Source organism: Rossellomorea aquimaris (assembly GCF_003315075.1).
Classification (GTDB): domain Bacteria; phylum Bacillota; class Bacilli; order Bacillales; family Bacillaceae_B; genus Rossellomorea; species Rossellomorea aquimaris_C.
This window is the reverse complement of sequence record NZ_QNRJ01000028.1, coordinates 1-12,863: the sequence shown is the minus strand read 5'-3', so window position 1 is coordinate 12,863 and position 12,863 is coordinate 1. Positions and strand designations below refer to the sequence as shown.

Below are 12,863 nucleotides of genomic sequence, written 5' to 3'. Positions count from 1 at the left end.
TACCAGGTACAATCAAAGACACCAAGACCTATCGACTCATCTTCCGAGCCCACCCCATCCCCATCGATCCCTCACCTAAATGAGTACCGATCACAGGACCGAAAATACTAACATTGAACTCCACATTTGGATACTTCTCCTGAAGCTCATTCTTCCACTCAATCGCATCTTCCTCGCGATTCGCATGGATAATCGAAGCTTGAAACTCTTCTCCGGAAGCCACTGCTTCTTCAAGCAAAGACTCCACCCGCTTCAACGCCTTCTTCTTCGTACGGATTTTTTCAAACGGGACAATCACTTTATCAACAAAGTGAAGCAAGGGTTTAACCTGTAAAAGGCTTCCTATGATCGCCTGGGCTTGCGATAGTCTGCCACCGCGCTGCAGGTGAGCCAGGTCATCAACCATGAAGTATGCCTGTACCGATTGCTTCATTTCATCCAATAACGCAACGATTTCTTCAGCCGTTTTCCCTTCACGGCCAAGCTTGGCCCCTTCAATGGCATAGAAGCCCTGGATCATGCAGCTGATTTCCGAGTCATAGGGGTACACTTTGATGCCCTCGACCATTTCCCCCGCTTGGACGGCGCCTTGGTACGTTCCGCTGATTCCACTGGATAAATGGATGGAAATGACGGCATCGTAGTTCTGCGAAAGCTTTTCGAATAGCTCAACGAACTTCCCGACTGGAGGCTGTGAAGTCGTTGGAAGCTTTTCCTGGGTGCTGACCTCTTCGTAAAATTCACTTGCCGTAATATCAACTTCTTCTTGATAATTTTCTCCTCCGAAAATGACGCTGAGAGGAATCATATGTATGTTCAGTTGATCACGCAATCCTTTCGGGATGTAGGCGGTACTATCCGTTACAATTGCCGTTTTCATAGAATTACCATCCTTATTGTTTATTTTTATAGCCCGTGTTGCGAGCTTGTCTAGTCTACCTTATGTATCCTTTTCATTTTATATGAAAACAAGTTGGTTTGCATTAATTTCTCTGGAGTTTCGTTTTCCACAAAACTAAACAAACGTTTGTTTAAGACTCTGAGCCCATATGGTACAAGGGATTCTATGTCCTAATCAAACGTTTGTTTAAAGGTCTTACCTCGTACCGACCGGCAAAGAGGTGATGATTTTTTTCGATTTTCTTGATGAAAGGAATACTCCTGCAAAAATGATGAGTAATCCTAATATCAGGTTATGCGTGACAGGTTCCCTCAGAAGAACGAATCCCCAAATCATCGCAGTACCGGGAATCAAGTAGGTCACTGTCGAAGCGAATTCCGGACTTCCATTCGTCATGATATAGAAATAAAGAAGCGTTGCTACTCCTGACCCTAAACAGCCTAACCCTACTATCCCGAGGATCACCTCTCCTGATAACAAATCTCCAATTGAGATTGGGTTGGTCATCATCATACCCACAAAGCCTACCGCTGCACCTATCAACAGTTGGAACGTAGAAATCACCACAACACTCGTTCCCGCCAGATATTTTTTCGTGAACTGCGAAGCAAATGCGTAGCTCATCGTCGCAAGCACCATCGTCCCCACCCCTACAAAATCAGAGGTGAAAATCCCGCTCACCTCGAAATTCATCAGGACAAGTATCCCTATAAACCCAACGACAATTCCAATCCATTGGAACCCGGTCAGTATGACAGAGAAAAATAAAAATCCTGCCAGCCCCGTCCAAATCGGAGTGGTCGCGTTTAAAATGGAGGCCGTATTACTATTAATCTGTGTTTCACTTAGCGCGATCAGGGTCCAGGGCAACGCGGCATTACCAATCCCGACAACAAACAGCTTCCACATGGGGAGGGATTTCTTCTCCCCTTTTCTCCTCTGTATGAAAAAGATGGGAAGAAGCACTAGCGCTCCGGCTAAACAGCGTAAGAAGACCGTTCCCCACACACCAACGGGATCCACCAGCCACTTGATGAAAACGAACGACATCCCCCAAATCAGACTCAAGCCAATTAACGCCACATATAATCTGGCCAATTTGCTTCCTCCTCTCTTTTATAAAAAGATTGTATAATTTAGTAGTTAAATAGACGTTATAACATATTTTGTTAGTTCTATCCTAACTTACTTTGCTGGCAATGGAAACATTCTTTTTTCGTATTTTCTACCTATAATAAAGCATTCTTTTCCAATTAATGAGGTTCATTCGAAGGGGATTCACTTCTGCCAACTGAAACCATTTAACTTTCATGGGTTTTCGTCATATAATGGTGGGGTAGGATTTAACTTAGAGAAGACGAAAATTACTTTATAGGACTGATATAGAATGTACAATAAGGAAAAAGTGTTTGAAGAATTATCAAAGGTGATGCATTCTGACAATATCAAACGTGATGAATTGTTACGAGAGCATCTGTATACGAAGTTAGGCGGAAGAGCAGATTTCTTCTTGACGCCAACCACGTATGAGGAAGTTCAGAACATCGTGAAGCTATCAAACGAAGTGGATGTCCCATTCACATTATTAGGAAACGGGTCGAATTTGATTGTCAAAGATGGTGGAATTCGTGGGATCGTTCTTCATCTGAAAAACTTTAAAGACATCAAGACGACCGATCAACTGATTGTCGCTCAAAGTGGGGCAGCGATCATCGATGTATCGAGACGGGCGTTAGCTGAGAAATTATCAGGACTCGAATTCGCCTGTGGGATTCCAGGTACCGTTGGCGGTGCTCTATTCATGAATGCCGGGGCTTACGGCGGAGAAGTTAAAGATGTGCTTGATTATTGCCATGTCGTCGACCGGGAAGGAAACCTGGTAAAACGTACAGCCGCTGAATTAGAGCTCGATTACCGTCACAGCAATATTTCTGAAAAAGGCGATATTGTACTCGAAGCAACCTTCAGCTTAAAGCCTGGCGACTACGAAGAAATCAAGGCCGTTATGGATGATCTGACCAATAAACGGGAATCCAAGCAACCACTTGAATATCCATCTTGCGGAAGTGTCTTCAAACGACCACCTGGATACTTTGCCGGTAAGCTCATTCAGGACAGCGAGCTTCAAGGAACGAACTTTGGTGGTGCTGAAGTCTCCACGAAGCATGCCGGTTTCATCGTGAATAAAGACAACGCGACAGCCTCCGATTATATTTCACTCATTGAACACGTTCAAAAAACAGTGAAAGAAAAATTTGATGTGGAGCTTGAACGGGAAGTTCGCATCATCGGAGAAGATCTGGAATAAAAAAGTCAGGAATCGATGGATTCCTGACTTTTTTATTCCATTCATCCTTAATAACCCAACCACCCTTAAATATAAAAAAACAGCCTAAATGAATTTAGACTGAGCAGAGGCTTTCATTCTTAAGGAACCATTAGCTATCTCTTTTTGGCAACAGGGGCGGGCTTTGTTCTGCGAAACTCTCTCAACCTTGTGATTTGGGATTGAGATACTTTCGCATCCAGTTCATAGGCTTCACGAGCCTTAAAATAGAGCAGTGACACAGCTAATGCCCTCCTTTGTAAAAATATTAGTATCTTTTTACCCGAAAAATTCTAGATAAAACCAAATTCAGTGAAAAATTCCATTTTAATCATCACTTTAGAAGTTATAGTTCCAGAGTATCCTCCATTCTCCTTCTTCTATGGCTACAAAACAGGTTTGTGTAATCATTAATTCACCAAACTGACTATCAAAATACAAGTTCACTTCCGCTTTTCGGACATTTTTAAACTGAAGCCCTTCTTCGTTAAACGTAAACTCCTTCTCCTTTTCAATATTGCCTACCTCCACCTCAAACTCATCGACCCCCATATGACCCATGAATACATGGTTTTTTGTTTGGATATAAGAGGATTTGGGGAACTTATTTTGCATTTCCGAATGGAACAACTCCCATGCGTTACCGAAATCACCGTCTTTTTCAAAGTTATAAAAATCCTCGATCACTTCTTCGGGTGTATCAGGTTCCTGGGTTTTTCCAATAAGCAGAAACAGAGCCACAACAAGCAGAATGGCAACAACCGCTCCGATAAATAGAGGAACCGGGCTTTTCCTTCTCATACATCCAACCCTCCTCATCTATAATCATTCTTATGATGGACATGTTGAATGTATGAAACAGAAAATATTATGACAGCATCTTGAGGGATAATTGCTCTTTCTTATTAGTTAGAAAGGTCTTATGCTCATCATTTCCGAGCATCTCAAACATCAATATGGATTTTTCTATATACGATAACGCTTGTTCGTAGTTTTCTTTCAATTCGAAATTATAGCTTATATGATAATGTAGTTGTGCTAAACCATATAAGTGTTCCTCTTCAATGCACCACCTTATTGCTTCCATGCAATGATCAATCGACTCTCTGTATTTTCCTAATCTTGTTAACGCCCTTGCTTTATTATAAAGCAATCGGGTTTTAATCGATTTATCGCTTAGTTGTCCAGTAGTATGGATAGCCTCTCTAACTCGATCATAATATTGAAGAGCTTTGACATAATCTTCTGTCCCTACATAAAAACCCCCGATGGTTAGGAGAATCTCCATTTCCCTTTCCGAAAGGGCTTTTTTCCTGTCTCCTGTAAGGGAAAAGGCTTCATTTAACAGTTGAAAGGCTTCCTCCCGATTATTTTCCATCTCAAAGATATATATTCCCTTGTGCCAATAAAGGAGTTGGAGGTTTTCCCTTTCCTTAAAAAGTGGATTGCTTTCTTCTGCTCTCACCATTTCTATCATTTCTTTATATCTATGTTTTTTTCTTAAGTGACGTAATTGGCGCTCAACTTCCTTTATGTAGTCCAGACGGGGGGTTGTTCCGATCTCAAAGAAATAATTCACATCCACTCCAAGCTTTTTGGAGATTTGATAAAGTGATGTGGCATTGGGATAGATGTCTCCCTTTTCAATTCGACTGATAAGTGCCTGTGTGCATATCCCTTCTCCTAATTCTCCTTGAGTTATACCAACAACCTGACGTAGCTCCTTTATCTTTTTACCAATGATGGAGTAATCCACGATCCTGCCTCCCTAGAGGTTATATTTAGTAAGAAAGTTACTAAGTTTAAAATATATTTTTATTTATATTTTTTGAGTTTTTCTATGTTCCCTTTAATAAAATCGGATAATTTCAGGTTGTTTTGTATATCAAAAAGCATCGCTGCTTTCTCCAGATAAGGCAGTGCTTCCTGATATCTCTCTTGCAACTCCAGGTTATACCCAATATGATAATTTAATTGCGCGAATCCATATAAAGTTTCTTCTTGAATAATCCATCGAATACCTTCTTCGCAATACTCGATAGACTCATGATAGTTTCCAAGCCTAGTCAATACCCTGGCGATATTATATAAGAGCCTGGTTTTAATGGACTTGTCGTGAATTTGGTCGTTATTTGTTAAAGCATCATTCACACCTTGATAAATTTCTATTGCCCGATCATAGTTATGACGACTGAATTCCAGTATCCCCATACTGATGAGGATGTTCATTTCACGTTCAGACATGGCCTTCTTCTGATTATAGGTCAGGGTGAGTGCCTTCTCTAAAATGATCAATGCTCCCTCTTTGTTTTGCTCGACTTCATTCACATATATTCCTTTATGCCAATAGAGAAGCTGAAGATTTGTTTCATCTTTTAGAAATAAAGGATTCTTCTCTTCTGTCCGAACAATCTCGATGATTTCATCATATTTCAATTTCACTCTTAACTTCTTTAGTTGACGTTCAACTTCTTTTACATAATCCAGGCGGGGAGTCGTACCAATCTCGAAAAAGTAGTTCACATCAACCCCAAGCTTCTTGGAAATCTGATAAAGAGACGTAGCACTCGGATAGATATCCCCTTTTTCTATACGACTGATCAGGGCTTGAGTACAAATTCCGTCTGCCAGTTCACCCTGAGTCAAACCCACGACCTTTCTCAACTCTTTGATCTTTTTACCTATGACAGAATAGTCCAAAAACCCACCTCACGAAAATATTAATATCTTTATATTTTAACAGGAAATAGGCAAATTTTTTAGGGAAATCCTCATATATCCTCTCTTAAGGTGCTAAACCGCCAATACATCCATTTAAAATATATGTTTAAATAAACTTAACGACAAATTACAATACCTTTGGACAGCACTTCTCCTTGTGGGAAGTGCTCTTTTTTTTGAGGGACGGACCTCGACTATACACAAATGGTGCCAGGCACAAAAAAGAGGTTATGTGCCTGGCACCTCAGTTCACAATATTAATATTTTAATAAATTTAAAGATAACAGAGATATTCACAAGAAATGCCTATATATATCAACCAAAATCATGCCACAACGACAATACATGAGCTCATAATCTATGGTTTAATATACCTAACGACAAATTACAATACCTTTTGACGGCACTTTCCTTTATGGGAAGTGCTCTTTTTTTAGGGACGGACCTCTACTCGCTTTCATATATTTCTAATGGAAGTCCATCTGGATCTTCAAAGAAAGTGAAACGTTTATGAGTATATGGGTCTATTCGTATTTCTTCCGCTTCAATGCCTTTTTCATTTAGAAGTCTTACACTCTCCTCAATATCCTCTACAACAAATGCTAAATGGCGTAACCCTTGGGCTTCTGGATAGCTGGGACGGACTGGTGCGTCAGGGAATGAAAATAATTCAATGACGTATGCTCCATTTAACGTTAAATCCAGTTTGTATGAATCTCTTTCTTCCCTGTAAATTTCCTGTTTCACTTCAAAACCCAGTTTGTTGACGTAAAAGTCTTTTGAAAGATTGTAATTTGAGCAGATGATGGCGATGTGGTGGATTTTTTTAAATTTCAAAGTCATGGGCCACTGGCACCTCCCTTATTTAATTGAAAAAAAGAAGCAGCCCTAAGACTGCTCCTCCCAAATTATTATTTTATTTCATGGCATCCGTCAACACAGGCACGATCTGTTTTTTACGTGATACAACACCTTTTAATAGCGCTGTATTGTTTTGAAGGGTTACATTGAATGCTTTCTCCACTTCCGCAGCTTTGCTCCCAAGAGCCAATGCCGTTGAGTCATTTTCCAGAATGTCAGTCACAACAAGTAAGAAAAGATCCAATCCTTTTTCTTTGATCATTGTTTCCATCGCAGCTTCCACTTCTGCCTGACGTCCGAATACGTCATTCGTGTCCACAACGTTAACTTGAGCTACTTCAACTTTCGCGTTACCCATGGAGAATTCTTTCGCATCAAGGGTTACAAGCTCCGCCACTGATTTGGTGCTCATGTTCGCACCGGCTTTTAACATTTCCAATCCGTAAACTTCAGCGTCAACGCCAGCAATTTCAGCCAATTCGTTCGCTGCTGCTACGTCTTCGTCCGTGCAAGTTGGGGATTTAAATAATAGAGAGTCTGAGATGATCGCTGAAAGCATCAATCCAGCCATTTCCTTTGTTACCTCTACTCCTTTTTCCTTGTAAATCTTGTTTAAGATCGTTGCCGTACAGCCAACCGGCTCTGCACGGTAGTATAAAGGGTCTGCCGTTTCAAAGTTTGCGATACGGTGGTGGTCGATGACTTCAAGAACGCGTACTTCTTCGATGTCTTCCGCACTTTGCTGACGCTCGTTATGGTCCACAAGGATAACCGTGTCGGTTTCACCGGCAACCTTCTCAACTAATCGTGGTGCGTCAACGTTAAAGTAATCAAGGGCATATTGTGTTTCCCCGTTCACGTCACCTAAACGTACAGGCTCGACGTCCAATCCGATCTTTGTCTTCAAATCAGCGTATACAAGTGCAGACGTGATTGTATCTGTATCTGGATTTTTGTGTCCGAAAATAAGTGTTTTACTCATATTCATTCTCCTAACTCTATGTAATAGTCATCATTGATTTCATTTTCTTATATTACCATATTTAAAAGCAAAACCGCATCCGTTCGTGAAGATTTTTTCCAGTGATTATGAAGGCAACATTCCCAGATTCTGTGTTATACTATGGGGACAAGGAGGTGACAAATAGTATGGATCAGATTTTGCAAGCCATTAGAGAGTTACAGGAACAAATGACTCGCTTTGAATCAAACGTAAATACCCGTTTTGAAAGACTGGAAACGCGTATGGATCGAATTGAAAACCGTTTGGATGGTCTGGAATCCCGTATGGACAAGCTTGAAAACCGTATGGACAAGCTAGATTCCAAAATGACCGTCCTCGAAGAAAACCAACAAGACATCCAGGATAACATCACGATTCTGGTAAAAGAAAACTGGGATCACAAAAAAGACCTCCATAAAGTAAAACGGCGGGTGGGGATGGAACAATAACCTCAGAACCTTTCACTCCCACTCTTCCCCCTCATTTGTGAACACTACTCAAAGCTGCATCTCAATAGTTAAATTCTTATGCATCCCATTTATTTTCCCACATAGTAATGGCAATACCGCCAACCCAAGGAGGATTCCCATGTTAAATCGCAGCGATCCTCTGCAGCGTCTTATCAATAAAGTAAAGACCTCAGATGAATTCAATCACCTCTCCGCTCAAGACCAGAGCAGACTTGAATCTGCCCTAAATGAGCAATTCCTTGCCCCGGATTTAAACCAAATTCTTCATGATGAAATGTATCACGAAATGGATGAAGATGAAAAATTCATGAATTTTGATCAAAGGAGCAAAACCTCCCATTTGGAGAAGGGTGCTTATACCTAATACGTTATCCTTTCATCAGCTTCACGAAGTAATCCAAACAGTGATGGGGTGGACAAATACACATTTATACTCTTTCCATGGAAGCCCGGGTGTTTTTGAATACCCTGACGAAGAATATGAATTTCGTTCAGATTTTGCACGCGATTCAAAGATATCGATTATTGGAAAATTCTTAGTGAGTGAGAAAGATGCGATCTCATATACCTATGATTTCGGCGACGATTGGGAACATCAGATTCTCCTCGAGAAAATCACAGGGAATCAAAACCTGGTCTCCCCCGTTTGTATAAAAGGCAAGCGAAATTGCCCCTTAGAAGACAGCGGTGGCATTCATCACTATCAACATGTATTAAAGGTTTTATCAAATACCGAAAAAATGGACGAGGACGCCCAGTTCTTCAGAGAACGGTATGCTGATCACGATCCCGAAAAATTCGATTTGGTAGAAACCAATGAAATGTTAAGAGAGTTAGATTTTGAATACAATACTGCAGACCTTTACTAAGGTCTGCCGTTTCTTTTATAAATCTCCTTCATGATTTCCTTCCCAATTTCATCTTCATATTCTTCATACAGAGGAGCCAGCTTCTTCATCCATTTTTCTTTTTCCGAATTTAACAGAATATGAACTTCTAAATCAGTGTTTCTTTTCAACTCGCGCATATGGTCATCATTGATTTCAATCGAATGCCGGCGAATCCATTCAGTCGTTTGATTCATCGCTTCTTCAATTTCTACCCGGTACTCTTCAGGCAAGTCACCCCAAAAATCTTCATTCATTAAAACCACATAACCTAAATAAGAATGATTGCTGACTGTAAGATAAGACTGATGGTCATAAAGCTTTTTCGAGTAAATATTGGAAATGGTATTTTCCTGTCCATCTATAAATCCTACTTCTAAGTTCTCGTATGTTTTATTAAAAGGCAGGTGACTTACGGCAGCCCCCATCCGTTGATATTGATCTTTTATCACTTCACCCGGCATCGTACGGAAGTGGAGCCGATTGAAATCAACAGGTCTGATCAAGGGTCGCTGACTGTTGGTGATTTGTTTAAATCCGTTATACCAAAAAGTTATTCCTTTCACGTTTTCTTGTTTTTCTACCTTTTTAAGTAATATATCTCCTATATTCCCCTCAAATGCCCGTTGAACATCTTTATAACTATTAAACGCAAAGGGTAAATCGAACACACTATACTCTGGAACATAAGCAGAGACTTTAGAGGTGGCGGGGATAATCATTTGAACATTATTATTTTTAAGAGCATTCCATTCACTGATATCCGAATAGAGCGAGCCGTTTGGGTAGATCTCAACCTTCACTTTTCCCTTGGTGTTCTTTTCTACTAGTGCTTTAAAACGCCTGATTGCTTTACCTTTCGGTGTATTTTCAGAAACAACATGACTGACTTTAATGACGATAGCATCTTTCAGCTTTTCTTGATCGTCATCATATTCCGAGGTAAAGCCGGTCTGAGATTGAAATCCAACAAAATAGGCTGTAGCGATTCCTGTTATAATAAACAACCCTATATAGAAAAATGTTCTCATTAGTGGACCTCCCCTCTCTCCGTTCTACTAAAAATGGTACAATAACTTTGAATGAAGAGGAAGGAATATTCAGAATGAATCGAAAACAAATGCCCATCCGATGGAAAATGACGATATTATCCTTTGGTGTAGTCCTGTTTGCGCTCATCATTGGATTTATTATATTTGTAGGAAAAGCGATTGAAATGAAGGAAGAAGAGTTAGGAAATCAGGCACTTATTACGGCTAGAACAGTAGCGAACCTGCCTACCGTTCAAAGCCATTTAGAAGAAATTCGGGGATGGAGGGAAATCCAGCCCATTGTAGAAAATATCAGGACGGTAAATGGCTCTGACTATATCGTCGTCCTCAATATGAACCGGATCCGTTACTCACACCCGTCCGATGAGCAGCTTGGGTCCATCTCTGCAGGAAAGGATGAAGGTCCTGCTTTTGCCGAGCATAGCTATGTAACGACAGCTAAGGGGGAAATTGGTACGGCGGTCAGGGGGTTTGTTCCGATCATGAACGATCAGCACCAACAAATCGGTGTGGTCATTGTAGGCATCCTCCTCCCCTCTACACTCGATATAATGAGGGATCTTCAAAATGAACTTATCATTATAGGTGCCATCACTCTCCTATTCGGCATCATGGGTTCATGGTTATTGGCAAGACAAATAAAGAAAGATACCTTTCAGCTGGAACCTCATGAAATTGGTAAACTCCTGGTGGAAAGGACCGCTACTTTTCAAGCCATGAATGAAGGCATCATTGCCATTGATAATCAAAAAAGGATCACCGTCTTTAATGAGAAAGCGAAAGATATACTATTGATAAATGGAGATCCTGCCGGAAAATACATTCAAGAGGTACTTCCTTCTTCAAAATTACCAGACGTGTTAAACAAGAAGGAACCGATTTATCATGAAGAACTGAGATTAGAGAACAAGATCGTATTAAGCTCCAGGGTTCCCATTCTGGTAAACGGGGACATTGTCGGGGCCGTGGCCGTGTTTCAGGATCGAACGGAGATGACTCAACTGGCAGAAGAGCTGACTGGAGTGAAAGAATTCGTTGAGGCATTGAGGGTCCAAAACCACGAACACCAGAATAAATTACATACCGTTGCCGGCCTGATTCAATTAGAAGAGGGAGAGAAAGCTCTCGATTATATCTTTCAATCCTCTCAAGAAGAGGAACATCTCACCGCCTCCCTGACTCGGCAGATCAAGCTTGATAGTTTGACGGGATTACTATTGGCCAAGATCAGGAGAGGAAATGAAATGGGGATAGAAGTAAAGATCGATCCCGATAGCTACCTATCGTCCCTTCCTCCGCTTCTGGATGAACATGATTTTGTCATTATCTTAGGTAACCTGATTGAAAATAGCTTTTATGCCCTAGAAGATTCTGGAGTAGATTCCAAAGTCATTACGGTCTATTTAAAAGAAGACCCTGACACTTTTCATATTGAAATAGAAGATAATGGAACAGGGATGACGAAAGAACAGCTTCCCCACTTATTTCAAAAAGGATACACCACCAAAGGGAATGATGGGTCAGGGATCGGTCTCTACTTGATTCATAGCATTATAGAGAAAGCAGACGGTCATATTAAAGTGGAGTCAACCCTGGGTGAAGGGACGTTATTCCAACTTACTTTTCCAATGAATGGAGGGAACAATGATGAAGGAACCAATTATCGTATTACTGATTGAAGATGATCCAATGGTTCAGGAAGTCAATCGAATGTTCATAGAACGTATACCTGGCTTCATAGTGTGTGCCATTGCCGGAAATGGACAGGAAGGTGCGGAAAAGGTTGCATCCTTTAAGCCCGACCTTGTCCTTCTGGATAACTTTATGCCTAAACAAAATGGTCTTGAAACCTTACAAGCCTTTCGGAAGCAGGATACAGACGTGGACGTGATTGTCATATCTGCTGCCCAAGATAAAGAAACCATCAAGACGATGATGAGACTAGGGGTGTTTGATTACATCATTAAGCCTTTCAAGTTTGATCGATTGAAACAAGCTCTTGAGAAATACCGACTGTTTAAACATCAAATGGCGGGAGTTGGATCCGTGGGACAGCAGGAATTAGATCAGCTTCAGGGTGTTCCCTCTCCCACTCAATCCCCCTCCATGAAGGAAGAATTACCTAAGGGACTGAACCAGCAAACGTTATCGCAGATCATTCAGTTTATAAAAGACCAAAAAAGCCCCTTATCTGCATAAGAAACCGCTGAAGGAATCGGCATCGCCCGTGTAACAGCCCGAAGATATTTAGACTATTTACAAAAATCTGGCCAGGTTCAAATCATGATCGAATATGGCGGTATTGGTCGCCCGATCAATCGATATCAATGGCAGTAATTAAGAATGAGGCGAATGGTAGATGCCTCATTCTTTTTTGTTCTCCTCGATCACACTCCCGGACCAAAAAGACCAAAACGTCCTTTAAGTTCTAAATATTCTCATTTTAATATGTAAGCGTTACCATATTTAATAGGTAACTTAAAGACCTGCGGTAATATGTCAAATGAAAAATAACCGAATATGAAATTATCAAAGGTCAGGTTCCTTAAAAAAGGGATCACCAAACTAAACCAGTAACGGTTGTTAATTACTGGAATTTATGAAAAGTTACGAAATGACGTGGTTATGTCATTCCCTTACGC

At 40.8% G+C, this 12,863-nt stretch carries 14 protein-coding genes and 1 pseudogene; 6 read left to right on the top strand and 9 right to left on the bottom strand.

Translation table 11 applies throughout. From position 1 onward, the window contains the following. Positions 1-28: 28 nt before the first annotated feature. The gene (locus DET59_RS19770) at positions 29-880 is read right to left on the bottom strand and encodes a DegV family protein (protein WP_113971318.1); all 852 of its coding nucleotides are present in this window, start codon (positions 878-880) and stop codon (positions 29-31) included. 216 nt (positions 881-1,096) lie between these two features. Further along, the gene (locus DET59_RS19765) at positions 1,097-1,999 is read right to left on the bottom strand and encodes a DMT family transporter (protein WP_113971317.1); all 903 of its coding nucleotides are present in this window, start codon (positions 1,997-1,999) and stop codon (positions 1,097-1,099) included. A 289-nt stretch (positions 2,000-2,288) separates the two neighbouring features. Between DET59_RS19765 and murB the strand changes: the two genes are divergently transcribed. After that, on the top strand, positions 2,289-3,209 hold the full coding sequence (murB, locus tag DET59_RS19760; protein ID WP_113971316.1) for a UDP-N-acetylmuramate dehydrogenase: 921 nt from the start codon (positions 2,289-2,291) through the stop codon (positions 3,207-3,209). Positions 3,210-3,343: 134 nt separating this feature from the next. On the opposite strand, the gene DET59_RS22210 is transcribed toward murB, so the two are convergent. The 6 genes from DET59_RS22210 to DET59_RS19735 form a co-directional block, all read right to left on the bottom strand. After that, entirely contained in the window at positions 3,344-3,469 is a 126-nt protein-coding gene (locus DET59_RS22210) for a hypothetical protein (protein ID WP_258549747.1), read from the bottom strand. Positions 3,470-3,566: 97 nt separating this feature from the next. After that, complete coding sequence (locus DET59_RS19755; RefSeq protein ID WP_113971315.1) at positions 3,567-4,028, bottom strand: hypothetical protein; 462 nt, start codon at positions 4,026-4,028, stop codon at positions 3,567-3,569. Positions 4,029-4,095: 67 nt separating this feature from the next. Then, positions 4,096-4,983 (bottom strand): helix-turn-helix domain-containing protein, encoded by an 888-nt coding sequence (locus DET59_RS19750; protein ID WP_113971314.1) that lies wholly within the window; start codon positions 4,981-4,983, stop codon positions 4,096-4,098. Positions 4,984-5,042: 59 nt separating this feature from the next. Continuing rightward, entirely contained in the window at positions 5,043-5,927 is an 885-nt protein-coding gene (locus DET59_RS19745) for a helix-turn-helix domain-containing protein (protein ID WP_113971313.1), read from the bottom strand. A 468-nt stretch (positions 5,928-6,395) separates the two neighbouring features. Continuing rightward, entirely contained in the window at positions 6,396-6,785 is a 390-nt protein-coding gene (gene gloA2 / locus DET59_RS19740; protein ID WP_258549751.1) for an SMU1112c/YaeR family gloxylase I-like metalloprotein, read from the bottom strand. A gap of 79 nt (positions 6,786-6,864) precedes the next feature. Continuing rightward, the gene (locus tag DET59_RS19735) at positions 6,865-7,791 is read right to left on the bottom strand and encodes a manganese-dependent inorganic pyrophosphatase (protein ID WP_113971311.1); all 927 of its coding nucleotides are present in this window, start codon (positions 7,789-7,791) and stop codon (positions 6,865-6,867) included. 167 nt (positions 7,792-7,958) lie between these two features. Between DET59_RS19735 and DET59_RS19730 the strand changes: the two genes are divergently transcribed. From DET59_RS19730 to DET59_RS19720, 3 genes are all read left to right on the top strand, one after another. Beyond that, complete coding sequence (locus DET59_RS19730; RefSeq protein WP_113971310.1) at positions 7,959-8,261, top strand: hypothetical protein; 303 nt, start codon at positions 7,959-7,961, stop codon at positions 8,259-8,261. A gap of 139 nt (positions 8,262-8,400) precedes the next feature. Continuing rightward, positions 8,401-8,646 carry a hypothetical protein gene (locus tag DET59_RS19725; RefSeq protein ID WP_113971309.1) on the top strand — a complete coding sequence of 82 codons (246 nt, stop codon included), beginning with the start codon at positions 8,401-8,403 and terminating at the stop codon, positions 8,644-8,646. Then, positions 8,633-9,151 (top strand): plasmid pRiA4b ORF-3 family protein, encoded by a 519-nt coding sequence (locus DET59_RS19720; RefSeq protein WP_181778247.1) that lies wholly within the window; start codon positions 8,633-8,635, stop codon positions 9,149-9,151. The genes DET59_RS19725 and DET59_RS19720 overlap by 14 nt, the downstream gene beginning before the upstream one ends. Here the strand turns inward: DET59_RS19720 and DET59_RS19715 are convergent. After that, a complete protein-coding gene (locus DET59_RS19715) occupies positions 9,148-10,200 on the bottom strand; it encodes a DctP family TRAP transporter solute-binding subunit (protein ID WP_113971307.1) in 1,053 nt (350 codons plus the stop codon). The two genes, DET59_RS19720 and DET59_RS19715, sit on opposite strands and share 4 nt — an antisense overlap. Before the next feature lie 74 nt (positions 10,201-10,274). Here DET59_RS19715 and DET59_RS19710 point away from each other — a divergent pair, with 74 nt between their 5' ends. Both DET59_RS19710 and DET59_RS19705 read left to right on the top strand, forming a co-directional pair. Beyond that, positions 10,275-11,900, top strand: coding sequence for an ATP-binding protein (locus tag DET59_RS19710; protein ID WP_113971306.1), 1,626 nt, complete (start codon positions 10,275-10,277; stop codon positions 11,898-11,900). Continuing rightward, a pseudogene (locus DET59_RS19705) lies at positions 11,866-12,558 on the top strand (response regulator). The gene DET59_RS19710 and the pseudogene DET59_RS19705 overlap by 35 nt, the downstream one beginning before the upstream one ends. The last annotated feature ends 305 nt before the right edge of the window (positions 12,559-12,863 follow it).

Bases quoted from the DNA above. Each gene is read 5' to 3' on its own strand.
- DET59_RS19770 (WP_113971318.1), bottom strand. From the start codon at position 880: ATGAAAACGGCAATTGTAACGGATAGTACCGCCTACATCCCGAAAGGA.
- murB (WP_113971316.1), top strand. From the start codon at position 2,289: ATGTACAATAAGGAAAAAGTGTTTGAAGAATTATCAAAGGTGATGCAT.
- DET59_RS19755 (WP_113971315.1), bottom strand. From the start codon at position 4,028: ATGAGAAGGAAAAGCCCGGTTCCTCTATTTATCGGAGCGGTTGTTGCC.
- DET59_RS19735 (WP_113971311.1), bottom strand. From the start codon at position 7,791: ATGAGTAAAACACTTATTTTCGGACACAAAAATCCAGATACAGATACA.
- DET59_RS19730 (WP_113971310.1), top strand. From the start codon at position 7,959: ATGGATCAGATTTTGCAAGCCATTAGAGAGTTACAGGAACAAATGACT.
- DET59_RS19725 (WP_113971309.1), top strand. From the start codon at position 8,401: ATGTTAAATCGCAGCGATCCTCTGCAGCGTCTTATCAATAAAGTAAAG.
- DET59_RS19715 (WP_113971307.1), bottom strand. From the start codon at position 10,200: ATGAGAACATTTTTCTATATAGGGTTGTTTATTATAACAGGAATCGCT.
- DET59_RS19710 (WP_113971306.1), top strand. From the start codon at position 10,275: ATGAATCGAAAACAAATGCCCATCCGATGGAAAATGACGATATTATCC.